This is a genomic window from Pseudomonas sp. GR 6-02 (genome assembly GCF_001655615.1).
In the GTDB taxonomy this organism is placed as follows: Bacteria; Pseudomonadota; Gammaproteobacteria; order Pseudomonadales; family Pseudomonadaceae; genus Aquipseudomonas.
Genome location: NZ_CP011567.1, coordinates 4,815,038 through 4,836,831, shown reverse-complemented (window position 1 = coordinate 4,836,831; position 21,794 = coordinate 4,815,038). Strand labels below are relative to the sequence as shown.

Sequence of the window (21,794 nt, the reverse complement as noted above, 5' to 3'; positions counted from 1 at the left end):
GGCTACCTTGGGGAATATACGATGCGGGAATTCTAGGCCTTCTTGAGCGCTCAGGCCAGCCGCGCGGCATATTTGCTCCCGCGGTTGGCTTGTGTGCGTCTTATCAGCGGCGCCCTTTGCAGGGGAGGGCTCGGGTATACTCGCGCGTTTTGTGATGCCCTGCTGGCGTCACGGCTGAAATATGCAGCGTCATGCAATGCGCACTTACGATTTGTTTGTGCAGCTTTCGTGGTTCTGAACCAGCCTTGCAGGGATGTTTCGGTGATTTTTGGAGTTTTTATGCTCGAACAGGCTCAACGCGTCCTCAAGGACATCTTCGGCTACGACAGTTTCCGTGGCCGTCAGGGTGCAATCATTGAGCGCGTGGCCAGTGGCGGCGACGCCCTGGTGCTGATGCCTACCGGGGGCGGCAAGTCCTTGTGCTTCCAGGTGCCGGCGCTGCTGCGCGAAGGCCTGGCGGTGGTGGTGTCGCCGCTGATCGCGCTGATGGACGATCAAGTCGCCACCCTCGAAGAGCTGGGCGTCGCCGCGGCGTCGTTGAACTCCACCCTCAGCGCCGAGCAGCAGCGTGATCTTGCTGCACGGATCAAGCGCGGCGAGGTGAAAATGCTCTATCTCGCGCCTGAACGCCTGGTTCAGCCACGGATGCTGGCCTTCCTGCAAAGCCTCGAAATCGCCCTGTTTGCCATCGACGAAGCGCATTGCGTGTCCCAATGGGGCCACGATTTCCGCCGCGAATACCTGCAACTGGGCCAGTTGGCGGAATTGTTCCCCAGCGTCCCGCGCATTGCCCTGACCGCCACCGCCGACAAGCGTACCCGGGAAGAAATCGTCGATCGCCTGCATCTGCAGGATGCCGAGCGTTTCCTGTCGAGTTTCGACCGTCCCAACATTTTTTATCGCATTGTGCCCAAGGAACAGCCGCGCAAGCAGTTGCTGGCGTTCCTCGCCGAACGGCGCAGCGATGCCGGCATCGTCTACTGCCTGTCGCGCAAAAAGGTCGACGAAGTGGCGGTGTTCCTCAGTGAGCAAGGCTTCCCGGCGCTGCCGTACCACGCCGGTCTGGCCAACGAAACCCGGGCGCATCACCAGAAGCGCTTTCTCAACGAAGAAGGCCTGATCATGGTCGCCACCGTGGCGTTCGGCATGGGCATCGACAAGCCCAACGTGCGTTTTGTGGCTCACCTCGACTTGCCGAAGTCCCTTGAGGCGTATTACCAGGAAACCGGTCGCGGCGGTCGTGACGGTCTGCCGGCGGATGCCTGGATGGCGTACGGCCTGCAAGACGTGGTGATGCTCAAGCAGATGCTGCAAAACTCCGAAGGCGACGAACGCCACAAGCGTCTGGAGCAGCACAAGCTCGACGCCATGCTCTCGCTCTGTGAAGAAACCCGCTGCCGCCGCCAGACCCTGCTGGCGTACTTCGACGAAGACATGCCCGAGCCCTGCGGCCACTGCGACAACTGTGTCGACGGCGTGCAGACCTGGGACGCCACCGAGCCGGCCCGCCAGGCGCTGTCGGCGATCTACCGCACCGGTCAGCGTTATGGCGTCGGCCATCTGGTGGACGTGTTGCTGGGCAAGGACAACGAAAAGGTCCGCAGTTTCGGTCATCAGCATTTGTCGGTATACGGCGTAGGCAAAGCGCTGGGCGAAAGTGAATGGCGCTCCTTGTTCCGACAACTTGTTGCTCGCGGTCTGGCGGACATCGACCTCGAAGGCTACGGCGGGCTGCGCCTGAGCGATACCTGCCGGCCGCTGCTCAAGGGCGAAGTGACCCTGGAACTGCGCCGCGACCTCAAGCCGCAAACCACCGCCAAAAGCAGTAAGAGCCAGGCGAGCCAACTGGTCCGCTTCGAGGAGCGCGAACAGTGGGAAGCCCTGCGTGCCTTGCGCCGCAAACTGGCCGAAGAACATGGCGTGCCGCCGTATGTCATCTTCCCCGATTCGACGTTGCTGGAAATGCTCCGCAGCCAGCCGACCTCGCTGGCGGAAATGGCCACGGTCAGCGGTGTCGGCGCGCGCAAACTGGAACGTTACGGCGAGGCTTTCCTCGAAGTGCTCGGCGGTCAGGTCGAGGCGCCGAAAGTGGTGGCCGATGTGCGCCACGAGTTGATCACGCTGGCCCGGGCCGGCATGACACCGCTGCAGATCGCCGGTCAGCTGCAATGCTCGGAAAAGAACGTCTACACGATGCTCGCCGAGGCCATCGGCAAGCAGCAGCTGTCACTGGAACAGGCGCTGGACCTGCCCGAAGAGTTGATGGGCGAAGTTCAGGACGCCTTCCTCGACGGCGAAGGCGAGTTGCCGCCGGTGGCGGAGATCGCCGCGTTGTTCGCAGGACGGGTGCCGGAAGGCGTTTTGTATTGCGTTCGTGCGGCGCTGCAGTCGGAATTCGAAATTTGAATGACCTGTCGCGCAGATGTAACGATTCAGTACAGAGCAAACCTTGCCTATAGCCAAAGGTCATGCTTAGCTGACTAATAATTAGTTTTTCTCTATTTCAGTCTAACCATGAGTGTTTTATGCCGTTAACCGATCAACACCGCTTTGGCATGCAACTGGCCCAGATGTCTCGGGGCTGGCGTGCCGAACTGGACCGCCGACTGGCTGGCCTGGGCCTGTCCCAGGCGCGCTGGCTGGTGCTGCTGCACCTGGCGCGTTTCGATGATGCTCCCACCCAGCGTGAACTGGCGCAAAGCGTCGGCGTCGAAGGGCCTACCCTGGCTCGACTGCTCGATAGCCTGGAAAGTCAGGGCCTGGTGCAACGCCAATCGGTGCTGGAAGACCGTCGGGCGAAAAAAATCGTCCTCTGTGCCCCGGCCCGCCCCTTGATCGAACAAATTGAAACCATTGCCACGCAACTGCGCCACGAATTGTTCGAAGGCGTTGATGAGGCGGATTTGAAGGTCTGCATGCGTGTCCACGCGCACATCCTGGGCAACCTGGAAAAATCTTGAGGCACAACCACGCGTCGGACTTTTGAGATACCCCGTTGGGCAGACTATAAAGAACTACTAGGCAATATCGTGTTCGTACCGGATGTGCGAATGCATACAGGTTGGTTCTGGTTATCTAAGGGATGCTCATGCTCGAGAGTTGGCACGTTGTATTGCGGTGTTGCACCCGGCTGCTGCTGGTCGGTGGTGCCGTCACTTACTCGGCATTGGCCCCCGCGCTAGGCTTGGGTGAGATCACCCAGCATTCGGCGTTGAATCAGCCATTCAGCGCCGATATCGCCCTGGTGGACGTTGGGGGGCTGGAGGAGGGCGAGCTGTCGGTCAGCCTGGCGACGGCGGAAGAATTCAGCCGCGCCGGTGTCGAGCGGGTGTTCTTCCTCAATAACCTGAAGTTCACGCCGATCCTGCGGGGCAACCGCAACCTGATCCGGGTGACGTCCAGTAAGCCGGTCAAGGAACCCTTTCTGAATTTTCTGGTGCAGCTCAATCAGCCCAATGGGCGTTTGCTGCGCGAGTACACCGTGCTGATCGATCCGCCGGGTTCACCTGGGATTGTTCCCGTCAACGACGACCCCGCGCCGAGCCCTCAGGATTCCGCGTTCCCGTCTGTTGAACCGGCTGTTGCACCGCCACCTGCGGTGAATAGTTCGGCACCCAAGCCTGATGTCGATAAATCAGCCGCTACGCCGGCGAGTGATCCTGTTGCCGAACAACTGGCCACCAGCGTGCTGCAAAACCAGCAGCTGCAAAAGACCATCGATGAACTCAATGCGAAGCTGCAGGCGCAGGACGAGCAGATCGCCGTTCAGAAAAAACAGGTGTCTGAGCTGCAAACCCAACTGACGGAAGTCAAGCAGGCGTCGGCGGCGCCTGCCGCACCCGAGGTGCCGGCGCCGGTTCCGGTGGTTGTCGAGACGTCCGAAGCATCCCATTGGCCGCTGATCATCGGGTTGCTGTTGTTGGTGGCCCTGGTGTCGCTCGCAGTGTTCATTCGCCGTCAACGACAGCAGGTTCAGGCCTTACCCGAGCTGCTACCCGTGCAGCCGTCGCGTCATGAACCGGTGCTCAGCCGCACGGCAGAACCGGCCAGGCCAGCCACCCAGGCGCGATCGGTGGCCGGCTCGGCGGATGAGACTGTCGCAGGCGACGTGCTGGAGGGGGTTAGTATCTACCTCGCCTATGGCCGATTGTCCGAGGCAGCCGGACTGTTGCGAGAGGCGTTGGTCAAGGAACCCCAGCGCACCGACCTGGCCGTGCAGCTGCTGGAGGTTCTTGGTAACCAGGGTGACGTGCAAGCGTATGACGCGCAGGAAAGTAGCCTGCGTGACGCCGGGTTTGACACACAGCAACTTCAGGACATCCGCAACCGCCATCCGAAACTGATCGATGCCGTGCCGGTGACCACCGCGGTGGCAGTGGCTCCGTCCACGCCTGCAATCCCAGCGGCACCGAGCGATGAGTTTCAGCTGAACCTCGACGACCTGTCGATGGATGCGAACTGGGACCTGATCAGCCCCTTCGACAACTCACCGCCCAGCGCCAAACCATCGAATGAGCCATCACCGGCAGACGAGCCCGGGTTCACTTCGAATCTGCATGTGTTGCCCGATGTCTTCGAAATACCCGACGAGCCGACGCTGGATGAGCCCGAGCTTGAATGGGTCGCGGAACCTGAGTCGCAATCTCTGGACGAAACTTTTCTCAACGAATTCAGCGATCCCGGCCAGCCGCTGGAGCTTGAACCGCTGAATGCTGAGTTGATGGATCTTGAACCGGTCGAGCCGAGCAGCGCGGGCAAACTCGAACAGGCCCAGACCTGTATTGACGACGGCGATCTGGACAGCGCCATCGAGCTGCTGAACGAGTTGCTCAAGGAAGGCGACGAACCACTGAAGGAGACGGCCCGAACGCTGTTGGCGGGTATTCGCTGAAGATCAAAAGATCGCAGCCTTTGCGGTTATTATGGCAACCCCTCAGGCAGAGGAGTTTTGCCAATCATGACCGCACGTAAACCGGAAATCGTCATCACCTACTGCACGCAATGCCAATGGCTGTTGCGCGCCGCCTGGCTGGCCCAGGAACTGCTCAGCACCTTCGGCGACGACCTGGGCAAAGTATCCCTGGTGCCCGGCACCGGCGGGGTGTTCCACATTTTCTGCGACGATGTGCAGCTCTGGGAACGCAAGGCCGACGGCGGTTTCCCCGAGGCCAAGGTGCTCAAGCAGCGGGTCCGCGATCAGATCGATCCGGACCGCGACCTGGGCCACAACGACCGCACTCAGTGAGACGGCGCTTGCGCGGCAACGGTCTTGTGGCTTGAACCGCCGGACAACCGGCTGGAGACCACGATGGCCACGATGATCAACGCGCCGCCGATCAGCATGCGCAGCGTCGGGTTTTCATCGAACAACAACCAGGCCAGGGTGATGCCGTAAACCGGCTCCAGGGCAAACACCACTGACGCGGTCCGGGCCTTGATCACTGCCAGGCTGGCGACGAACAGGCTGTGAGCGACGCCGGTGCAGAACACCCCGAGCAGGCCAATCCACAGCCAGTCGATGGCGCGTACTTCGCTCAACTGCGGCATCGCCACCGGCAGCAGGCAGATCGCAACCACTACGTTCTGACACAGCGCCGCCTGCACCGGCGGGATTCGCCCGGAGCTGGCGCGGTTGGTCAGGGACAGCAGGGAGAACAGCAGGCCGGAGGCCACTGCCCACAACAGGCCGGTGGTGGCGCCGCTGGCCAGATCGAAGTCCGGTGTGACCAGTACCAAACCGATGCTGACCAGCACCACCAGCAAGATTTCATTGGCGCGGATGCGCTCGCGGAAAATCAGCCCTTCGAGGATCACGGTAAACGCCGGGAAACTGGCAAAGCCCAGGGTCGCGATCGCCACCCCGGCCACCTTCACCGCAATGAAGAAACTCACCCAGTGCCCGGTCAGCAGCAAGCCGCTGAGCAACAGGCGGCGCCAGTCCACGGCGTCGAGTGTTTGCCAACGGGTATTACTGGCGAACCGGGCGAAAAACGCCAGGGCGAGGACGGCAAACGCGGCACGACCGAACACGATGATCGCCGGTGAGGCGGCGGCAAGTTTGCCGAACACGCCAGTCAAGCCGAACATCAGTGCACCGATATGCAGAGCGCCAAGGGCGGTACGGGGAGTCATTGCAGTCCTTGAATAACGTATCGAATCTGGCCGACGACACCGTCGACCTGTGTAGGAGCAGCCTTCGGCAACTCCTACACAATGAACGATGTGCTTGCGGGTGTCTGTCGCCAGACTCGCGTCATTTGTCGCCAGCCTCGCGGCGCAATTTACCGGGTGAGGCGCCGAACTCACGCAGCACTGCTGCGGCGAATGCGCTCTGGGAGCTGTAGCCGACCCGACACGCGATCTCGCCAATGGGCAGCGCCGAATCGCGCAACAAGCGCACGGCGATGTGCAGCCGGCGACTGCGGATGTAGTCCATCGGCGTTTGCCCGCATTCCGCCACGAACCGCGCGTGCAAGCGAGCGCTGGACAGGCCGGCAATGCGCGCCAGATCGGCGACTTGCAGTGGATAGGCCGCGTATTGATCGATGTGAGCATTGAGCGCCGCATACGGTAGACGCCGACCGCCGACCGTGTCGGGCTTGGCGTTGTTGAGGCTGGCCAGCAGCAACACCGCGCCTTGTTGGGCGATCAGCGGATCGCTGATCGGGCTGCCCGCCAGCCAGCTCACCAATTGGCTTTGCCCGGCGTCCAGCGACAGGCGCCCGGCATTGTCGAGCAAGCGGCGGCTGGCCTCGGCGTGGTCCCCCAGCGACTGAGACACCCACTGATCGCTCGGCACATCCAGCACCAGGCAACGGCTGCCATGGGCACTGTCGCAGGCATGATGCGCCCCGGACGGCACCACCACGAAACTCTGCTGAACCACCTGACTGCCAAGCCCCTCGACCTCGAAATCCAGTGCACCCGACAGCCCGAATACCAGTTGCGCGTGGTCGTGGCTGTGGACGATCAGGTCGTGGGTGTATTGGCGCAGGGTGAGGATCGGTCTCATCGCAGGTCTCGTGGCGATATTGATGAGTGAAGCCGCCAGTCTACACCGAGGCCCTGCGTTCGCGCGTTGTCACAGGACTGACTTGCGATTGTCATGGGCAATTAACCCGACCGGCGCAAGCTTGCCAAAACTTGTCCAGAGGGTTGCCCATGACCAGCGCCGAGCTCGCCAAACCCAGCCGTAAGCAACGTGTGCGGACCTTATGGATTTCCGACGTGCATTTGGGCACACGGGACTGCCAGGCCGAACACCTGTCGCAGTTTCTCAAGGGCTACCATGCCGACAGGATTTATCTGGTCGGTGACATCATCGACGGCTGGAAGCTGCGCAGCGGCATGTATTGGCCTCAGGCGCACACCAACGTGATTCGTCGCCTGTTGACCATGAGCAAGCGCGGCACGGAAGTGATCTACGTCACCGGCAACCATGACGAATTCCTGCGCCGTTATTCGAAACTGATGCTGGGCAATATCCAGCTGGTGGACGAAGCCGTGCACGTGACCGCCGATGGTCGTCATCTGCTGGTGATTCATGGCGATCAGTTCGACGTGATTACTCGCTATCACCGCTGGCTGGCGTTCCTCGGCGACTCGGCCTACGAATTTACCCTGACCCTCAACCGCTGGCTCAACCATTGGCGGGCCCGTTATGGCTACGGCTATTGGTCGTTGTCGGCGTACCTCAAGCACAAGGTCAAGACCGCCGTCAGTTTCATCAGCGATTTTGAGGAAGCCATTGCCCACGAATGCGTCAAACGCGAGTTGCATGGCGTGGTGTGTGGGCACATTCACCATGCCGAAATTCGCAAGGTTGGCGAGGTGGACTACCTCAATTGCGGGGATTGGGTGGAGTCGTGCACGGCGCTGATCGAGCATTGGGACGGCTCGATCGAGTTGTACCGGTTGGCCGATGCCCAAGCGCGGGAGGCGGAATTGAAGGCAATTAAAGTCGCAGAGCCGGCTTAAAAGCAAAGTCAAAAGATCTTCAGGCCGGCGCTTGTTCCTCCATCGCCGCCTTGTAGATCGAATGCTTCGGCTGCGCAAACAACCGCTCCATCATCGATTCGAAAAAGCTCAGCGGCAGCGTGTCGTATGCCGGGTCAAACGCCGCCGCGTCGTACCGGGCGCAAAATTCGATGGTCGCCTGATACTGCGGATGAGCGCTGAATTGCTCGCGCAAATGCCGGTCCATGCCCAGGTGATGGAAGAAGTAATAGCCCTGGAAAATCCCGTGTTTCTCCACCATCCACAGGTTCTCGGCACTGACGAACGGCTTGAGAATCGCCGCGGCGATGTCCGGGTGGTTGTAGGACCCCAGTGTGTCGCCGATGTCATGGAGCAAAGCGCAGACCACGTACTCTTCGTCGCGGCCATCGCGCCAGGCGCGGCTGGCGGTTTGCAGCGAGTGGGTCAGGCGATCCACCGGGAATCCGCCGAAATCACCTTCCAGTAACTTCAAATGCGCCACGATCCTTGTAGGCAATTGCCGGGCATAGGCGCTGAAGTCTGTGGCGATGATCGCCCAGTCTTCCTGCGTGCCGTCCTGCATGTGGGTAAAACGGGCGCGGGCATTCATCGGCTATCCTCTTGTTCTTATCGAAAGGGATGTTTGGAGTGTAGGGCTTGGATCCAGAGCGCTGCACTGGCTGCACAGGACGCTTTTGTGGCCAAAGGAGCCTAGAACGGCACGCGACCTGCAATCATGTCGCGGTACATGACGAAATCGCCGAGCAGGCTGTAAAGAGGATGCTGAAAGGTTGCAGGACGATTCTTCTCGAAGAAGAAATGCCCGACCCAGGCGAAGCTGTAACCGGCCAGCGGCAGGGCCAGCAACAGCCACCATGCGCCTTTGGCGATGGTCAGCGCCAGAATGACAATAACCAGCGTGGTGCCGACAAAGTGCAGTCGTCGACAAGTGCTATTGCGGTGTTCGCTGAGGTAATACGGGTAAAACGCAGCGAAGCTGTTGAAACGTTTGATGTTTTCCACGACTGCGATCTCTGTGGTGTGTGCAGGCAACAAGTTGCGCTGCGGGTAGCCTATTTAAGTCTAGAGTGATCATAGGCATCAGCCAGTGACAATAGGCGCCACTTTAGTATCCTTGGGCATTGGGTCGTGGCATGCGGCCATCACGTAGTAAACGCCATGAGCGAACGAACGACTTCTGCAAGCTGGGCGATGGGGATTGTCAAAGCACTGGAAATGGACGGCCTGGATTGCCGGGTTTTGTTCAAGCAGCTAGGGCTCGACTATGCGGCACTGGATGATCCGGATGCGCGCTTCCCGCAAGATTCCATGACGCGGCTCTGGCAGCGCGCGGTCGAGTTGTCCGGCAACCCGGCGATCGGCCTGAACATGGGCAAGGTGGTGCGACCGGCGTCCCTGCACGTTGCCGGTTATGCCTTGATGTCCAGTCGAACCCTGGCCGAAGGCTTTCAACGTCTGGTGCGTTATCAGCGAATCATCGCCGAAAGTGCCGATCTGAGTTTTCGCATACTGGACGAGGGTTATGCGCTGATTCTGACGGTGCATGGCGACCACTTGCCGCCGACCCGACAAAGCGCTGAAGCATCGATGGCCTGTGCCCTGGCGTTTTGCGGGTGGCTGACCGGGAGCGCGCTGCATCCGCGCAAAGTGCTGCTGCAGGGCGATCAACCCGCCGACCTCGAACCGTATAAGCAAGCCTTCCACGCGCCGATGATGTTCAATGCGCCCTATGACGCCTTGATTTTCGAGCGCGCTGACCTGGAGGCACCGTTGCCCACCGCCAACGAGGCCATGGCGTTGCTGCACGATCGCTTTGCCGGTGAATACCTGGCGCGGTTTGCCGAGAGCCGCGTGACCCACAATGCGCGGCAGGTGTTGTGCCGCTTGCTGCCCCAGGGCGAACCCAAGCGCGATGCGGTAGCGCAGGCGCTGCACCTGTCGCAACGCACCTTGCAGCGACGCTTGCAGGAAGAGGGCACGAGTTTTCAGACGTTGCTGGATGACACACGGCGTGAACTGGCCGAGCAATACCTGGCGCGACCGAGCATGACGCTGCTGGAAATTGCCTACCTGCTGGGGTTTGCCGATCCGAGCAACTTCTTCCGCGCTTTCCGACGCTGGTTCGACACCACCCCCGGCGAATACCGGGCGCGGCTGACGGAAGCGCTCAAGCCGGTCAGTGACGCCAGAACGCAGGGATACACAGAACAAACACCGTAATGATCTCCAGCCGACCCAACAGCATGCCGAACGAGAGAATCCACTTCGCGGCATCCGGCAGGCTGGCGAAGTTACCCGCCGGGCCAATGGTTTCGCCCAACCCCGGGCCGACGCCGGACACCGTGCTGGCCGCACCGGTAAGGGCGGTCATCCAGTCCACGCCGAGCAGCGACAGCAGTAGAGCGATCACGCAAATGGTGATGGCGAAAAAGAACGAAAAGGTCAGGATCGAACGTACGATTTCTTCGTCGAGACGGTGGCCGTTGTACTTCTGCTTGATCACCGCGCGTGGGTGAATCAACTGGTTAAGGTTGGCCTTGAGCAGAATGTAGGCCACCTGGAAGCGGAAAATCTTGATCCCGCCAGCGGTCGAACCCGAGCAGCCGCCAACAAACCCCAGGTAAAAGAACAGCATCAGCGAGAAGTTGCCCCAGAGGCTGTAGTCCCCCAGTGCAAAACCTGTCGTCGTCACCACCGAAGTGACGTTCAGCGCCACATGCCGCAAGGCGTCCAGCCAGTGCAACTGGGTGGTCCACCAGTACCAAGTGCCGAGCACTAGCCAGGTCACCAGCAACATGCCGAGCAAGCCTTGCACCTGTTCATCCTTGATCAGCGCCCGACGGTTACCGCGTAACGTGGCGACATACAAGGTGAACGGCAAGGCGCCGAGAATCATGATGACGATCGCGACCCAATGCACCGCAGGCTCCGGCCATTTGGCCAAAGACTGGTCGGAGGTGGAAAACCCGCCGGTGGAAATCGCCGACATCGCGTGGTTGATCGCATCGAACGGGCTCATCCCGGCCCACCAGAACGCCAGGCTGCCGAAAATGGTGATGCCGACGTAGGTCGCAACGATCAAGCGCGCCACCATGTGCGAACGGGGCATGACCTTTTCGGAACGGTCTGACGACTCGGTCTGAAACAGCCGCATGCCACCGATGCGCAGCAATGGCAGAATCGCGACCGCCATGCCGATAAAGCCGATCCCGCCGATCCAGTGCAGCAAGGAGCGCCATATCAGGATGCCGGGGGACATGGTGTCCAGGCCCGTGAGCACCGTCGAGCCGGTGGCGGTGATGCCGGACATGCTTTCGAAGAATGAGTCGGTGTAGCTGATGTTCTGGGTCAGCAGGAACGGCAGGGCGGCGAAGATGCACACCACCAGCCAGCTGCTGACGGTCAGCAGGTACATGTCTCGCGGGCGCAGATGGATGTGTTCGGGACGCCCTGGAATGACCAGGGCCAGGCCGGCGACAAAGGTAATCATGCTGGCCCAGAGGAATGACGGCAGGTCGCTGGTGCGCTCGAAGATCACCAGGGTAGCCATGGGCACGGCCATGGAAATGGCCAGCGTGATCAGGAAGATGCCGATGATGAAACCAATGATCCGTAAGGTCGGCAACGCCATGAAGTCCGCTCGGGCTGAAGTAGGGAAGGGCGCCATTCTACCTGCGGGGCAGGGCATGTAAACCGACAGCCCTGTGCCGGATACCGCTAGAATAGGCAGACATTTTTTTCAGGAGGTGGCCGATGCAGGCTCTCGACGCTTTGCTCAACCGTGTTTCCGTTCCACGACTGCTCGATCCGGCGCCCACGCCCGAGCAACGCGAAGTGCTGTTTGCCGCCGCGATGCGTGCGCCAGACCACGGCCATTTGCAGCCTTGGCGCTTCCTGACAGTCGAAGGCGCGGCGCGCGAGCAAATGGGCGAGTTGCTGGCCGAAGCGGCGAAACTGCAAGACAGCGAGGTGTCAGAAGCCGCGCTGGACAAGGCCCGTAACGGTCCGCTGCGTGCACCGCTGGTGGTTGTGGTGATCGCGCGTTTGCAGGATCACGTCAAATACCCGAAATCCGAACAATTGTTGGCGGCAGGCTGCGCGGCTCACGGGATTTTGCTGGCCGCTTACGCGCAAGGTATTGGCGCGGTATGGCGCACCGGTGAGCTGGCCTATTCGCCGCATGTAGCCAAGGGGTTGGGTTTGGCCGAAGGGGAAGAGGTGATTGCGTTCCTTTATCTCGGTACGCCGCAGAAAGAACCGCGTGTGGCGGAGAAGGTTGATCTGGCCGAGTTTGTCAGCGCCTGGTCCGGTAAGGCCTGAAGATCAAAAGATCGCAGTCTCGTTGCACTTGTAGGAGCTGTCGAGTGAAACGAGGCTGCGATCTTTTTGCATCACCCCCGATTTACGGCTGCACCACCGCCCCCGGCACCAACGGCAATTCCAGGCTGGCAATAAACCCGCCTCCAGGATGATTGGCCAGCACCAGACTGCCGCCATGGCGTTCCGCCGCACGGCGTGCGATAGCCAGCCCCAAGCCATGCCCGGCCGTTGTCTGCCCCGGTGCCCGATAGAACGGCTCCCCCAACTGATTCAAATGATCAGCCTCTACACCGGGGCCGTGATCGCGCACGCTGACCACAATCCTGTCGCCCTGACGCGACGCTTGCATTTCGATTGGTTGCCCGACCGGGTTAAAGCGTTGGGCATTGCGCAGCAGGTTGTCCACGGCGCGCTCGATCATGGTCGGCCAACCCCTGAGGTTCAGTTGCGGCTCGGCCTCAAGGCGCACGTTCTGCTCCGGCGAACTTAGCTGAGCATCCTTTTGCAGGGTATTGAGCAGTGCATTGAGATCCACCTCTTCGGCACTGGCGTTGTCGGCATCGACCCGCGCCAACACCAGGATTTCGCTGATCAGTGCTTCCAGTCGATCACATTCACGGGTCAGGCGCGGCCAGAGTTTTTCCCGCTCCTGGGGATTGGCCCGCTCGGCCAGTGCCAGCGCAATGCGCAGTCGGGCCAAGGGCGAGCGCAACTCGTGGGACACATCGCGCAGCAATTGCCGCTGACTGCCGATCAGGCTTTGCAGGCGCGCGCCCATGCGGTTGAAGTCGTTGGCCAGCACACCGAATTCATCGCGGCGGTTAGCCAGTTGCGCCAGGCTGTTTTGCTGATACGTCGTCTGCCCCAACTCATGCACTGCGCCACGTAAACGGCTCAGCGGTCGGGTGATGGAAAAGGTCACCAGCAGGCTGAACAGGGTCAGTACCACCAGGGCGATACCCAGCGCACTCAACGGCCAGAGCAGGCTCTCACGGTGCCAGGCGTCCAGTTCCGGGTGGGGAATGCGATAGATCAGCAGGTAGGTGTCGCCCGTCTTGGCGCTGGTGTATTCATCGGTCAGGCGTCGCCACGGCAGGCGCCGATCATCGTTTTGCTGCCGTGCTTCGAAGGCGGCTGCACGCCGAGGGAAGGTGCCGCGTACCACCGGGTCTCCTGCCTCGTTGAGCACCTGAACGTCGATGTGATATTGGCGCTTGCGCTGCTCCAGGATGTCCTGGGCGGCTTCCTCGCCCTGGCTTTCGTAAGTTTGCGTCCACTGTTCGGCCAGGGTGTTGAGGCCCGGGTGGCGACTGAGAATCCACGCGTCCTGGTTGAGCATGTGTCCCAGCAAAATGGAAAGCCCTGCAACCAGAGCGATGGCCAGCCAGAAGCTGGCCAGGATACGCCAGAACAATGAGCGCACAGAAAATCCTCGAACAAGCTCAAATCAATGTGTGGCGAGGGGGCTTGTCGGAACGCCGCATCGCCCCGTTCGGCTGCGAAGCAGTCGTAAACCCGTTACATACGGTTTAACTTTGAAATACCGGGGCCGCTTCGCGCCCCAACGGGAGCAAGCTCCCTCGCCACAAAGGCTCGCTCCCACAACGAACTGAGAGGCATCAGACCCAACGGTGATTAGCCATTGGGTCCGGGGTTAACGCATTATTGCGCCTTTTGCGCTTGCTGCGCTTTCCAGGCCTTGAACTCGGCCCATTCGGCGCGACGCTCAGCTTGTTTCTTCTGGATCTCGTCGAATTGCTTCTGTTGATCCGGTTTCAGCAGGGCGCGAACGTCGGCTTCGGCTTTCTTGTGCTTGGCCTCCATCTCGTCTTTCAGGGCTTTCTGGTCGGCCGGCGAGAGTTTTTCCAGGTACTTGTCGACCAGTTGCTGACGCTCGTGCATCTGCTCGCCCATGATTTTGCGGATCTGCTCGCGCTGTTCGCGGCTCAGGTCCAGTTGGCTGTAAGGGCCTCTGCCGTGCATGCCGTGCATCTGACCGCTGTGGCGTGAGCCGTCCATGTGATCACCCATCGGGCCTGTGCCTTCAGGCATGGCCATGGCAACGGTCGGCAGGGCGGCAGCAAACATCAGAGCGATAAGAGTCTTGCGCATGGTGTATCTCCTTGTCTCGTTCCCGGTACGTTCCGGATGTGTGCAGATTACGCAGATCAAGGTCAACGGCGGTCAGCGGAGCGTAAAGCTTGGGTAAAGACGGTTTTCTGCTTTGCTGACAATTCCAACACTTCGCCGATATTTCTCTGACGAAACCTGGCCTTCGTAGCAGCTGTCGAGCCTGCGAGGCTGCGTTCGGCTGCGCAGCAGTCGTAAAATCTGTTTGCACGCTCTTTCAGATACACCGCATCAGGCGGATCACGACTGCTTCGCAGCCGAACGCAGCCTCGCTGGGGCTCGACAGCTGCTACGAAGGGGCGTGTCAGGTTCAGAGGCTGTAGTAGTAACCGCGACTGCGCAAGGCCACGATGCGTGGGCGGCCGTCGGGGTGTGGGCCGATTTTTTTGCGCAGGTTGCTGACGTGCATGTCCAGGCTGCGGTCGTACAGGGTCAGTTTGCGACCGAGGGCGATTTGCGCCAGTTCCTGTTTATCCAGCGGTTCGCCGGGCTGCTTGAGCAGGGCTTCGAGCAGGCGGCTTTCGGAAACGGTGAGGGTGAATTCCTGTTCATCGATGCTGACCACCCCGCGCACCGGGCTGAAGCACAGGTCGCCCAGCTCGAGCTGGCTGGAGACCGCCGTCGGATGACTGCGGCGCAACACCGCGCGTAGGCGGGCGGTCAGTTCCCGTGGGTCGCACGGCTTGGCCAGATAATCGTCGGCGCCCAGTTCCAGGCCGAGGATGCGGTCCAGCGGTTCGCCACGGGCCGACAACATCAGTACCGGCAAATCCGGATGGTCGCTGCGCAGTTGCTTTAGCAGTTCCAGGCCGCTGCCGTCCGGCAGCATCACGTCCAGCACCACGGCCGCCGGAGACGTTTCGGCCAAAGCGCGACGGGCGCTCTGGCCATCGTGGCAGGCGCGAACCTGAAAGCCTTCCTGGCTCAGCCAACTGCTCAGGAGCTCACACAGCTCCTGGTCATCATCAATTAGTAACAGCTCGCTCATGACTCACTCAATTTAGCCATTGCCTACGTTTTCTGGTGGCACCACTGGCGAAGATACCGCAGAGCAGGGCCAATAGCGCTACTGCCGCCCCAATAACGAACCACTGCTGCTGATCGGTCAGCAGGCGCGGTAGCGGGCTGCTGGCCAGGGTTTCCTTGAGTTGCAGCTTCAGGCGCTGATTCTCCTGGCGCAACCGGCTCAGCTGGGCGCTTTCGCGCTCGCCATCGGTGGTTTGCAATTGTTTGCTCAGTGTTTCTCGTTGCTGCTCGCTTTCTTTCAAGCGCTGCTGCAATTCGGTGATCTGGCTACCGGCGCTCAAGGACAGCGGCGTCGAATTACCGCCATTGGCGCTTTCTTCACCATGGGCTGGCGCCATGATCGACAACGTCACCAACATCAGACACAACGGACCTTTGCGCATCGCAACTCCTGATTCCAATACGAGTATTGGGCAGGTTGTCGGCCGGTAAACGAGAATAATGAGCGATTGAACGTGCGATGAATCGATAAGATTCACCGCACGCGAGAACTTTACGGCAGGACTTGCTTGAACGGCTTGACCAGAACATTGGCGTAGACGCCTGCGGCAACGTACGGATCGGCGTCGGCCCAGGCCTTGGCGGCGCTCAGGGACTCGAATTCGGCGACGATCAGGCTGCCAGTGAAACCGGCTGCGCCCGGATCATTGCTGTCGACCGCCGGGTGTGGACCGGCCAATACGATACGACCTTCGCCCTTGAGCACTTGCAGACGCTCAAGGTGTGCAGGCCGTGCGGCCAGTCGGGCTTCCAGGGAGTTGGCGACGTCTGTGGCAATGATTGCGTAAAGCATGTCAGTCCTCGGTTTTTGGCGTTGTGGTGTCGGCGTCGTGCAGGTGGCGGGACAGGTAGATGCCCTGGCCGACCAGGAACAGCAAAGTCATGCCCAGGCTGCCGAAGACCTTGAAGTCTACCCAGTAGCTCTGGAACGTGAACGCGACGAACAGGTTGGCGGCACCGCAAAACAGGAAAAAACCGATCCAGGCGATGTTCAGGCGGGTCCAGATTGGCTCCGGCAGGGTCAGCGCGTGGCCCATGATGCGTTTGATCAGCAGTTGGTCACCGACGAAATGGCTGCCGATGAACGCGAGGGCGAACAGCCAGTTGACCACCGGGGCTTTCCATTTCAGGAAGGTTTCGCTGTGGAACGCCAGGGTCAGGCTGCCGAAGACCAGGCAGGCAATGAGGGTCAGCCACTGGCTCTTCTCCAGCTTGCGCTGCTTGATGTACAGCGTGCCGTAGACCACCAGGGAGCTGATGATCAGCATCGCGGTGGCGCTGTAAATACCACCGACAGACAGTTGATGACCGCCAATGTCGACGACCCGCGGGTCGATTTTGAAGACGATGAAAAACAGCAGAAGCGGGATGAAGTCGATGAATTGTTTCACAGTGGCAGCCAGAAGCAGGATGTGGCGGCATAATAACAAACATATTGACGCGCGATAGCGTCAGCTGATTTGAGGTTACATAGTCCTGTGAATGTTGATTTGCACTGCCATAGCACGGCCTCCGATGGCGCCCTGGCGCCTGCGGCACTGGTTGCGCGTGCGTTCGAGAAAGGCGTGCGAGTCCTGGCCTTGACTGATCACGACACCCTTGAAGGCCTCGACGAGGCCCGTAGCGCCGCGACGGCACTGGGGATGCAACTGGTCAACGGCGTCGAATTGTCCTGCACCTGGGGCGGGGCGACCATTCATGTGCTGGGCTACGGTTTCGACGTCAATGCCGCGCCATTGGTCGAGGCCATCGCCAAATTGCACGATGGCCGCTGGCTACGGTCCGAAGAAATAAGCCGCAAGTTGGCGTTGAAAGGCATGCCGGGGGCGCTTGACGGCGCCCGCGCCATTCAGCAGGAACTGGGCGACAGCGGCAACGCGCCGGCCCGTCCGCACTTCGCCGACTGGATGGTGCGCGAAGGTTTCGTCAAGGATCGCGCCGAAGCGTTCCGCAAATGGCTGGGCGCCGGCAAGCTGGGAGACGTCAAGCTGCACTGGCCGACCCTCGAAGACACCGTCGAGACCCTGCGCGCCGCGGGTGCCTGGGTCAGCCTGGCGCACCCCTGGCACTACGATTTCACTCGTAGCAAGCGTCGCCGCCTGATTTCTGACTATATTCAAGCCGGGGGCCACGCGATTGAAGTGGTCAATGGCCATCAGCCCGCCGAGCAAGTGGGCAGCCTGGCGATTCTTGCCCGTGAGTTTGGTCTGCTGGTCAGCGCCGGCAGTGATTTTCATGGCCCTGGAGGCTGGTCCGAGATCGGTGAATACCGCCCGCTCCCGGAGGATCTGCCACCACTGTGGTGTCGATTCAAACATGACCCAATTATTGCCGCCGTCTGAACAGGTAGAGAATGTGAGTCAATTTTTCCAGATTCATCCGGAAAACCCGCAAGCGCGCCTGATCAAACAGGCTGTCGAGATCATCCGCAACGGCGGGGTGGTGATTTATCCCACAGACTCTTCCTACGCCATTGGTTGCCAGATCGGTGACAAGACCGCCGTGGAGCGTGTGCGTCGGTTGCGTCAGCTGGATGAGAAGCACAACTTCGCACTGATCTGCAGCGACCTGTCGCAGTTGGGGCTATTTGCCAAGATCGACACTGGCACCTTCCGTTTGCTCAAGGCCCATTTGCCAGGGCCTTACACCTTCATTCTCAACGCTACCCGTGAAGTCCCGCGGCTGTTGCTGCACCCGAAAAAACGCACTATCGGCCTGCGTGTGCCGAGCCATCCGATTGCGTTGGCGCTGCTGGAAGAGCTCGGCGAACCGCTGATGAGTGTGACCCTGATCATGCCCGGCGACACTGACCCGCTGACCGATCCCTACGAAATGCGCCAGTTGCTGGAGCATCAGGTGGACCTGATCATCGACGGCGGTTTCGGCGGGATCAAGGCGTCCACCGTGATCAACCTCGCCGACGGCGAGCCGGAAGTCATCCGTGTCGGTTGCGGCGACCCTACGCCATTCATGGCCGAGGCGTAGATGTCTGCAGTAGAACCAGAACCCGTCGACAGCCAGGCCGGCGCCCAGCAAGAACTGCCTTTCGCCATGGTCTATGGCCAGGCGGTCATGGAAATGCCGCTGGACCTGTACATCCCGCCGGATGCGCTCGAGGTCTTTCTGGAAGCCTTCGAAGGCCCGCTCGACCTGCTCCTGTACCTGATCCGCAAACAGAACATCAATATTCTCGACATCCCGGTGGCGGAAATCACCCGCCAGTACATGGGCTATGTCGAGTTGATGCAGTCGGTGCGCCTGGAACTGGCCGCCGAGTACCTGGTGATGGCCGCGATGCTCGCCGAGATCAAGTCGCGGATGCTGCTGCCGCGAGCCGAAACCATTGAAGACGAGGAAGACGACCCTCGCGCCGAACTGATCCGCCGCTTGCAGGAATACGAACGCTTCAAGGCCGCCGCCGAAGGTATCGATGGCCTGAGCCGCGTCGGCCGCGATGTCGTGGTGCCCAAGCTCGACGCGCCGGAAGCCCGGGCGCGCAAGCTGCTGCCGGACGTGAGTCTGGAAGAGTTGCTGATGTCCATGGCCGAGGTCTTGCGCCGGGGCGACATGTTCGAAAGCCACCAGGTCAGCCGCGAGGCACTGTCCACCCGCGAACGCATGAGCGATGTACTGGAGCGGCTCAAGGGTGGCGGTTTCGTGCCCTTTGTCGAGCTGTTCACCGCTGAAGAAGGACGTCTGGGGGTAGTGGTGACCTTTATGGCGATCCTCGAACTGGTCAAGGAATCCTTGGTCGAGCTGGTGCAGAATGAGCCGTTCGCGGCGATACATGTGCGAGCCCGAGCCGAATAACGAGTTGAATCATGAACCTGACTGAACCCCGCGAGCTGGCGCCACTGCTTGAAGCCTTTCTGTTGGCCTCGGGAAAACCGCAATCGCTTGAGCGCCTGTTCGAACTCTTCGAAGAAGGCGAGCGGCCCGAACCAGCGGTTTTCAAGAAAGCGCTGACGATTCTGGGCAAATCCTGCGACGGCCGAGCCTTCGAACTGAAGGAAGTCGCCTCCGGGTATCGCCTGCAGATCCGCGAAAAGTTCGCGCCGTGGGTCGGGCGCCTGTGGGAAGAACGGCCGCAGCGTTACTCGCGCGCCATGCTCGAAACCATGGCCCTGATTGCCTATCGCCAACCGATCACCCGGGGCGAGATCGAAGACGTGCGCGGCGTGGCGGTCAACAGCCACATCGTCAAAACCCTGCTGGAGCGAGAGTGGATCCGCATCGTCGGTTACCGTGATGTGCCCGGCAAACCGGCAATGTTCGCCACCACCAAGGCGTTTCTCGATCACTTCAACCTGAAGAACCTCGACGACCTGCCGCCGCTGGCCGAGCTGCGCGAGCTGGAACCCGAGCCGATGCTCGAGTTCGACGACGCACCGGTGCCGGCCGGGTTGCAAGAATTGGCAGATGCCAGCGCCGAGCCGGAAGAGCCCAAGGAAGAAACCAGCTTCCACACGCTATTGCTGGAGCTGGACACGATGGAGGAGGGGCTCAAGACCGATTTCGACGATTTGTTGCGCGATGGCGAGTTGACCGAGACTGAAGAGGTATCGGAGCAGCCGGAGCCGGAAGTCGAGGTAGAGCTTCAGGTTGAGGTCGAAGTTGCTGACGAAGAAGAGCAGGAACCAGAACCTGAGGATGACATTCTTGGCGTTGCCGAGGCTCGCGAGAAACTGCTGGCCGCGGTTGCCGCGCTTGAACAACCCAAGCCCGAACCTGAACTGAGCGATGAAGAAGCCGAAGCCCGGGCCCTGGCCGAAGCGATCGAGGCCGAACGCCGCCAGTTCGAGGATTGAACTCCGTCAGAAGATCGCAGCCACCACCGGCCGGCGGAAAAACCAATAACCGACGGTCGATCAGCTAGTCTCTGATGCGCGAACGCTTCCATGAGCGTATGATTCGCGACCCTTTGGCGATCCCTTCGTCAAACGACCAGATTTCACATCTTCAGGCCAAGGCCTGAACTTGATCACACCGGGAGGTGCCCAGATGAGTATCAACGACCAGAAAGACGACCAGGAAATCGGCCCAGCAGGCGAAAAACTGCAGAAAGTCCTCGCCCGTATCGGCGTCGGCTCGCGCCGTGACGTAGAAGCCTGGATCAGCCACGGCCGCATCAAGGTCAATGGCAAAGACGCCACCCTCGGCCTGCGCGTCGACCTGCATGACGCCATCACCATCGATGGCAAGGTGATCAAGCGCGAAGAAGCTGCCGAGTCGGTACGCCGCGTGATCATGTACAACAAACCCGACGGTGAAATCTGCACCCGTGACGACCCGGAAGGCCGTCCGACCGTGTTCGACAAGATGCCGCGCCCGAAAGAAGGTCGCTGGATCAACATCGGTCGCCTGGACATCAACACCACAGGTCTGCTGATGTTCACCACCGACGGTGAGCTGGCCAACCGCCTGATGCACCCGTCCTACGAAATGGACCGTGAATACGCCGTCCGTGTACGTGGTGAAGTCGACGACGAGATGATCGAGCGTCTGAAGGCAGGCGTGGTGCTCGAAGACGGCCCGGCGAAATTCACCGACATCAAGCAGGCACCAGGTGGCGAAGGTTTCAACCACTGGTACCACTGCGTGGTGATGGAAGGTCGTAACCGCGAAGTTCGTCGTCTGTGGGAATCCCAGGGCCTGGTGGTCAGCCGTCTGAAGCGCGTGCGTTTCGGTCCGGTGTTCCTCAACTCCGACCTGCCGATGGGTCGCTGGCGCGAAATGAGCCAGCAGGAAGTCGACATTCTGAGTGCTGAAGTCGGCCTGACGCCGGTGGCGATGCCGCAAATGAACGCCAAGAGCAAAGACAAGCTCGAGCGTATGCAGCGCAAATCGTCCCGCCCGGTGGGCAAGACCGAACGCGTACGGACCCTGCGTCCAGCCGCTGGCGCTCCAGCTGCCGGCCCGCGTCCATCTCGCGAGCCGCAGATCGAAGGCGAGCGCCCGGCCCGCAAGCCAGCGCCACGCCAGGACGGTGAGCGCGGTCCACGCACGCCGCGTCCGGCCAACGGTCGTACTGAGCGTGGCGAAGGCCGTGGCGCTCCGTCCGGTGGTCGTAGCGATCGCGGTGCGCCTGCCGGCCGTGGTACGCCGGTGGCAGACCGCCCGGCCGACACCAAGCGCCCGGCCAAACCGGCGCCGAAGAAACGCCCAGGCATCGTGCTGGTCGACAAGGACGCGCCATCGGGCAAGCGCCGCGGTGCGCCAGCCGGCTCCGGCCAGCGTCCGGGCTTCGGTCGTCGCAAGCCTGAGTAATCGGTAAGCGCAGCATAAAAAACGCCATCCCTCGGGATGGCGTTTTTTTGTGT

The 21,794-nt window shown here is 60.8% G+C and carries 23 protein-coding genes; 12 read left to right on the top strand and 11 right to left on the bottom strand.

Features of this window, described 5'->3' with window-relative positions; genetic code table 11:
* Positions 1-279 precede the first annotated feature (279 nt).
* The 4 genes from recQ to PGR6_RS21215 all read left to right on the top strand — a co-directional run bounded on the left by recQ (position 280) and on the right by PGR6_RS21215 (position 5,245).
* Positions 280-2,406 carry a DNA helicase RecQ gene (recQ, locus tag PGR6_RS21230; protein WP_019648061.1) on the top strand — a complete coding sequence of 709 codons (2,127 nt, stop codon included), beginning with the start codon at positions 280-282 and terminating at the stop codon, positions 2,404-2,406.
* A 119-nt stretch (positions 2,407-2,525) separates the two neighbouring features.
* Positions 2,526-2,960, top strand: a complete 435-nt coding sequence (locus PGR6_RS21225) for a MarR family transcriptional regulator (protein WP_018929920.1) — start codon at positions 2,526-2,528, stop codon at positions 2,958-2,960.
* Between the two features lie 128 nt (positions 2,961-3,088).
* Positions 3,089-4,891 (top strand): FimV/HubP family polar landmark protein, encoded by a 1,803-nt coding sequence (locus tag PGR6_RS21220; RefSeq protein ID WP_064621339.1) that lies wholly within the window; start codon positions 3,089-3,091, stop codon positions 4,889-4,891.
* A gap of 66 nt (positions 4,892-4,957) precedes the next feature.
* Positions 4,958-5,245: a SelT/SelW/SelH family protein gene (locus tag PGR6_RS21215; RefSeq protein WP_007895010.1), complete on the top strand. Its 288-nt coding sequence runs from the start codon at positions 4,958-4,960 to the stop codon at positions 5,243-5,245.
* Here the strand turns inward: PGR6_RS21215 and PGR6_RS21210 are convergent.
* The gene (locus PGR6_RS21210) at positions 5,239-6,132 is read right to left on the bottom strand and encodes a DMT family transporter (RefSeq protein WP_064619586.1); all 894 of its coding nucleotides are present in this window, start codon (positions 6,130-6,132) and stop codon (positions 5,239-5,241) included. The two genes, PGR6_RS21215 and PGR6_RS21210, sit on opposite strands and share 7 nt — an antisense overlap.
* A gap of 121 nt (positions 6,133-6,253) precedes the next feature.
* Entirely contained in the window at positions 6,254-7,012 is a 759-nt protein-coding gene (locus PGR6_RS21205; RefSeq protein ID WP_018929923.1) for a helix-turn-helix transcriptional regulator, read from the bottom strand.
* A 149-nt stretch (positions 7,013-7,161) separates the two neighbouring features.
* Between PGR6_RS21205 and PGR6_RS21200 the strand changes: the two genes are divergently transcribed.
* Positions 7,162-7,977 carry a UDP-2,3-diacylglucosamine diphosphatase gene (locus tag PGR6_RS21200; protein WP_018929924.1) on the top strand — a complete coding sequence of 272 codons (816 nt, stop codon included), beginning with the start codon at positions 7,162-7,164 and terminating at the stop codon, positions 7,975-7,977.
* A 19-nt stretch (positions 7,978-7,996) separates the two neighbouring features.
* Here PGR6_RS21200 and PGR6_RS21195 read toward each other — a convergent pair whose 3' ends face one another.
* Together PGR6_RS21195 and PGR6_RS21190 are read right to left on the bottom strand one after the other, a co-directional pair.
* On the bottom strand, positions 7,997-8,587 hold the full coding sequence (locus tag PGR6_RS21195) for an HD domain-containing protein (RefSeq protein ID WP_064619583.1): 591 nt from the start codon (positions 8,585-8,587) through the stop codon (positions 7,997-7,999).
* 101 nt (positions 8,588-8,688) lie between these two features.
* Positions 8,689-9,000, bottom strand: a complete 312-nt coding sequence (locus tag PGR6_RS21190) for an Mpo1-like protein (protein ID WP_018929926.1) — start codon at positions 8,998-9,000, stop codon at positions 8,689-8,691.
* Between the two features lie 156 nt (positions 9,001-9,156).
* On the opposite strand from PGR6_RS21190, the gene PGR6_RS21185 reads away from it, so the two are divergent.
* A complete protein-coding gene (locus PGR6_RS21185) occupies positions 9,157-10,218 on the top strand; it encodes an AraC family transcriptional regulator (protein WP_207238835.1) in 1,062 nt (353 codons plus the stop codon).
* Here the strand turns inward: PGR6_RS21185 and PGR6_RS21180 are convergent.
* Positions 10,175-11,629: a TrkH family potassium uptake protein gene (locus PGR6_RS21180; protein WP_018929928.1), complete on the bottom strand. Its 1,455-nt coding sequence runs from the start codon at positions 11,627-11,629 to the stop codon at positions 10,175-10,177. The genes PGR6_RS21185 and PGR6_RS21180 overlap by 44 nt on opposite strands.
* A 122-nt stretch (positions 11,630-11,751) precedes the next feature.
* On the opposite strand from PGR6_RS21180, the gene PGR6_RS21175 reads away from it, so the two are divergent.
* On the top strand, positions 11,752-12,318 hold the full coding sequence (locus PGR6_RS21175; RefSeq protein WP_064619580.1) for an NAD(P)H nitroreductase: 567 nt from the start codon (positions 11,752-11,754) through the stop codon (positions 12,316-12,318).
* Between the two features lie 82 nt (positions 12,319-12,400).
* On the opposite strand, the gene PGR6_RS21170 is transcribed toward PGR6_RS21175, so the two are convergent.
* The 6 genes from PGR6_RS21170 to PGR6_RS21145 form a co-directional block, all read right to left on the bottom strand.
* Positions 12,401-13,741: a sensor histidine kinase gene (locus tag PGR6_RS21170; protein WP_018929930.1), complete on the bottom strand. Its 1,341-nt coding sequence runs from the start codon at positions 13,739-13,741 to the stop codon at positions 12,401-12,403.
* Between the two features lie 239 nt (positions 13,742-13,980).
* Complete coding sequence (locus PGR6_RS21165) at positions 13,981-14,430, bottom strand: hypothetical protein (RefSeq protein WP_064619577.1); 450 nt, start codon at positions 14,428-14,430, stop codon at positions 13,981-13,983.
* A gap of 328 nt (positions 14,431-14,758) precedes the next feature.
* Positions 14,759-15,436: a response regulator transcription factor gene (locus PGR6_RS21160; RefSeq protein WP_008010984.1), complete on the bottom strand. Its 678-nt coding sequence runs from the start codon at positions 15,434-15,436 to the stop codon at positions 14,759-14,761.
* Between the two features lie 7 nt (positions 15,437-15,443).
* Complete coding sequence (locus tag PGR6_RS21155) at positions 15,444-15,857, bottom strand: hypothetical protein (RefSeq protein WP_064619574.1); 414 nt, start codon at positions 15,855-15,857, stop codon at positions 15,444-15,446.
* Positions 15,858-15,967: 110 nt separating this feature from the next.
* Complete coding sequence (locus PGR6_RS21150) at positions 15,968-16,267, bottom strand: YciI family protein (RefSeq protein ID WP_019579534.1); 300 nt, start codon at positions 16,265-16,267, stop codon at positions 15,968-15,970.
* Between the two features lies 1 nt (position 16,268).
* Positions 16,269-16,865, bottom strand: a complete 597-nt coding sequence (locus tag PGR6_RS21145; protein WP_064619571.1) for a septation protein A — start codon at positions 16,863-16,865, stop codon at positions 16,269-16,271.
* A gap of 87 nt (positions 16,866-16,952) precedes the next feature.
* Between PGR6_RS21145 and PGR6_RS21140 the strand changes: the two genes are divergently transcribed.
* The 5 genes from PGR6_RS21140 to rluB all read left to right on the top strand — a co-directional run bounded on the left by PGR6_RS21140 (position 16,953) and on the right by rluB (position 21,741).
* Complete coding sequence (locus PGR6_RS21140) at positions 16,953-17,816, top strand: PHP domain-containing protein (RefSeq protein ID WP_018929935.1); 864 nt, start codon at positions 16,953-16,955, stop codon at positions 17,814-17,816.
* 13 nt (positions 17,817-17,829) lie between these two features.
* Positions 17,830-18,459, top strand: a complete 630-nt coding sequence (locus PGR6_RS21135; protein WP_007938530.1) for an L-threonylcarbamoyladenylate synthase — start codon at positions 17,830-17,832, stop codon at positions 18,457-18,459.
* Between the two features lie 66 nt (positions 18,460-18,525).
* The gene (locus tag PGR6_RS21130; protein WP_253548957.1) at positions 18,526-19,284 is read left to right on the top strand and encodes a segregation and condensation protein A; all 759 of its coding nucleotides are present in this window, start codon (positions 18,526-18,528) and stop codon (positions 19,282-19,284) included.
* An 11-nt stretch (positions 19,285-19,295) separates the two neighbouring features.
* Positions 19,296-20,282: an SMC-Scp complex subunit ScpB gene (gene scpB / locus PGR6_RS21125; protein WP_064619568.1), complete on the top strand. Its 987-nt coding sequence runs from the start codon at positions 19,296-19,298 to the stop codon at positions 20,280-20,282.
* Positions 20,283-20,475: 193 nt separating this feature from the next.
* Positions 20,476-21,741: a 23S rRNA pseudouridine(2605) synthase RluB gene (rluB, locus tag PGR6_RS21120; RefSeq protein WP_018929938.1), complete on the top strand. Its 1,266-nt coding sequence runs from the start codon at positions 20,476-20,478 to the stop codon at positions 21,739-21,741.
* Positions 21,742-21,794: the final 53 nt, after the last annotated feature.

Coding starts and splice junctions, on each gene's coding strand:
- recQ (WP_019648061.1), top strand. CDS start 280: ATGCTCGAACAGGCTCAACGCGTCCTCAAGGACATCTTCGGCTACGAC.
- PGR6_RS21225 (WP_018929920.1), top strand. CDS start 2,526: ATGCCGTTAACCGATCAACACCGCTTTGGCATGCAACTGGCCCAGATG.
- PGR6_RS21220 (WP_064621339.1), top strand. CDS start 3,089: ATGCTCGAGAGTTGGCACGTTGTATTGCGGTGTTGCACCCGGCTGCTG.
- PGR6_RS21215 (WP_007895010.1), top strand. CDS start 4,958: ATGACCGCACGTAAACCGGAAATCGTCATCACCTACTGCACGCAATGC.
- PGR6_RS21210 (WP_064619586.1), bottom strand. CDS start 6,132: ATGACTCCCCGTACCGCCCTTGGCGCTCTGCATATCGGTGCACTGATG.
- PGR6_RS21205 (WP_018929923.1), bottom strand. CDS start 7,012: ATGAGACCGATCCTCACCCTGCGCCAATACACCCACGACCTGATCGTC.
- PGR6_RS21200 (WP_018929924.1), top strand. CDS start 7,162: ATGACCAGCGCCGAGCTCGCCAAACCCAGCCGTAAGCAACGTGTGCGG.
- PGR6_RS21195 (WP_064619583.1), bottom strand. CDS start 8,587: ATGAATGCCCGCGCCCGTTTTACCCACATGCAGGACGGCACGCAGGAA.
- PGR6_RS21185 (WP_207238835.1), top strand. CDS start 9,157: ATGAGCGAACGAACGACTTCTGCAAGCTGGGCGATGGGGATTGTCAAA.
- PGR6_RS21180 (WP_018929928.1), bottom strand. CDS start 11,629: ATGGCGTTGCCGACCTTACGGATCATTGGTTTCATCATCGGCATCTTC.
- PGR6_RS21175 (WP_064619580.1), top strand. CDS start 11,752: ATGCAGGCTCTCGACGCTTTGCTCAACCGTGTTTCCGTTCCACGACTG.
- PGR6_RS21165 (WP_064619577.1), bottom strand. CDS start 14,430: ATGCGCAAGACTCTTATCGCTCTGATGTTTGCTGCCGCCCTGCCGACC.
- PGR6_RS21160 (WP_008010984.1), bottom strand. CDS start 15,436: ATGAGCGAGCTGTTACTAATTGATGATGACCAGGAGCTGTGTGAGCTC.
- PGR6_RS21155 (WP_064619574.1), bottom strand. CDS start 15,857: ATGCGCAAAGGTCCGTTGTGTCTGATGTTGGTGACGTTGTCGATCATG.
- PGR6_RS21150 (WP_019579534.1), bottom strand. CDS start 16,267: ATGCTTTACGCAATCATTGCCACAGACGTCGCCAACTCCCTGGAAGCC.
- PGR6_RS21130 (WP_253548957.1), top strand. CDS start 18,526: ATGGTCTATGGCCAGGCGGTCATGGAAATGCCGCTGGACCTGTACATC.
- scpB (WP_064619568.1), top strand. CDS start 19,296: ATGAACCTGACTGAACCCCGCGAGCTGGCGCCACTGCTTGAAGCCTTT.
- rluB (WP_018929938.1), top strand. CDS start 20,476: ATGAGTATCAACGACCAGAAAGACGACCAGGAAATCGGCCCAGCAGGC.